Annotated in this window: 1 pseudogene; it reads left to right on the top strand. The window is 68.4% G+C overall.

Annotation, left to right across the window (positions count from 1 at the left end):
• Positions 1 to 1,320 (top strand): annotated as a pseudogene (locus AB0C33_RS51145) (DNA-directed RNA polymerase subunit beta); the annotation flags it as partial.

Raw genomic sequence — 1,320 nt, 5'->3', positions numbered from 1 at the left:
GTGAGCCGCCGACCAAGGAGTCGGCGCAGACCCTGCTGGAGAACCTGTACTTCAACCCCAAGCGGTACGACCTGGCCAAGGTGGGCCGCTACAAGGTCAACAAGAAGCTCGGGGTCGACTCCGAGATCACGCAGGGCACGCTGACCGAGGACGACGTCGTCTCGATGGTCGAGTACCTGGTGCGGCTGCACGCGGGGGAGACGTCCATGGGCCAGGCCGTCGTGGAGCTCGACGACATCGACCATTTCGGCAACCGGCGTATCCGCAGCGTCGGCGAGCTCGTCCAGAACCAGGTCCGGCTGGGCCTGGCCCGCATGGAGCGCGTCGTCCGCGAGCGGATGACCACCCAGGACGTCGAGGCGATCACGCCGCAGACCCTGATCAACATCCGGCCGGTGGTGGCGTCGATGAAGGAGTTCTTCGGCACCTCGCAGCTGTCGCAGTTCATGGACCAGATCAACCCGCTGGCCGGGCTGACGCACAAGCGGCGGCTGAACGCCCTGGGCCCCGGCGGCCTGTCCCGTGAGCGGGCCGGGATGGAGGTCCGTGACGTGCATCCGTCCCACTACGGCCGGATGTGCCCGATCGAGACGCCCGAGGGTCCGAACATCGGCCTCATCGGTTACCTCGCCTGCTACGGCCGGCTCAACGCCTTCGGCTTCATCGAGACGCCCTACCGCAAGGTCGTCGACGGCAGGGTCACCGACCGGATCGACTACCTGACGGCCGACGAGGAGGACCGGTTCGTCGTCGCCCAGGCGAACTCGTCCCTCGGCGCGGACGGCGAGCTGACCGACGCCCGCGTCCTGGTCCGCACCAAGGGCGGCGAGACCGACTACGTGGCCTCCCGCGAGGTCGACTACATCGACGTGTCGCCGCGCCAGATGGTGTCGGTGGCCACCGCGATGATCCCCTTCCTCGAGCACGACGACGCCAACCGGGCCCTGATGGGCGCGAACATGCAGCGCCAGTCGGTGCCGTTGATCCGCAGCGAGGCGCCGCTGGTCGGCACCGGCATGGAGTACCGTGCCGCGACCGACGCCGGCGACGTCATCAGCGCCGAGAAGGCCGGCGTGGTGGAGGAGGTCTCGGCCGACTACGTCACCGTCATGAACGACGACGGCTCGCGCACCACCTACCGGGTCGCCAAGTTCAGGCGCTCCAACCAGGGCACCTCCTTCAACCAGAAGCCCATCGTCGCCGAGGGCGACCGGGTCGAGGCCGGCCAGGTCATCGCCGACGGCCCCTGCACCGACAACGGTGAGATGGCGCTCGGCAAGAACCTGCTCGTGGCGTTCATGCCGTGGGAGGGCCACAACT

This window comes from Nonomuraea sp. NPDC048881 (assembly GCF_040649795.1).
Taxonomy (GTDB): domain Bacteria; phylum Actinomycetota; class Actinomycetes; order Streptosporangiales; family Streptosporangiaceae; genus Nonomuraea.
The sequence above is the reverse complement of the archived record's forward strand: the minus strand, read 5'-3'. Positions and strand labels throughout refer to the sequence as shown.